General features: G+C 69.4%; 1 protein-coding gene and 1 pseudogene. Both read left to right on the forward strand.

Annotated elements, in window-relative coordinates; all coding sequences use genetic code 11:
* Positions 1 to 30: 30 nt before the first annotated feature.
* Positions 31 to 423 carry a DUF742 domain-containing protein gene (locus PV721_RS43730; protein WP_030037344.1) on the forward strand — a complete coding sequence of 131 codons (393 nt, stop codon included), beginning with the start codon at positions 31 to 33 and terminating at the stop codon, positions 421 to 423.
* A pseudogene (locus PV721_RS43735) lies at positions 404 to 565 on the forward strand (ATP-binding protein); the annotation flags it as partial. The gene PV721_RS43730 and the pseudogene PV721_RS43735, both read left to right, overlap by 20 nt.

Consider the following 565-nt stretch of genomic DNA (forward strand, 5'->3'; position numbering starts at 1 on the left):
CTGACCACTGCTGTCCAGCCCGGAGGATCAATGACCCCGCCCCCCGCCTACCCCGATGCGTACGGAGATTCGTACTCGGAAGGCGATCAGCCGCTGGTGCGTCCGTACGCGATGACCGGCGGCCGGACCCGGCCCCGCTACCAGCTCGCCATCGAGGCGCTGGTCAGCACCACCGCCGATCCGATGCACCTGTCCGGCCTGCTCCCGGAGCACCAGCGCATCTGCACCCTGTGCCGCGAGGTCAAGTCGGTCGCGGAGGTCTCCGCGCTGCTGTCGATGCCGCTCGGTGTGGCCCGGATCCTCGTCGCCGACCTGGCCGAGGCCGGAATGGTGGCCATCCACCAGCCGGGCAATGGAGAGGCCGGCGGCACGCCGGATGTAACGCTGCTCGAAAGGGTGCTCAGTGGCCTTCGGAACATCTAGCGGAGCGGCTCCTGCCCGCTCCACCACCTCCGCCAAGATCGTTGTGGCGGGCGGCTTCGGCGTGGGCAAGACCACGTTCGTCGGAGCCGTGTCCGAGATCAACCCGCTGCGCACCGAAGCCGTCATGACCAGCGCCTCCGCC

Origin of the sequence: Streptomyces sp. MB09-01 (assembly GCF_033794505.1) — a bacterium.
GTDB lineage: Bacteria > Actinomycetota > Actinomycetes > Streptomycetales > Streptomycetaceae > Streptomyces.

Bases quoted from the DNA above. Each gene is read 5' to 3' on its own strand.
- PV721_RS43730 (WP_030037344.1), top strand. From the start codon at position 31: ATGACCCCGCCCCCCGCCTACCCCGATGCGTACGGAGATTCGTACTCG.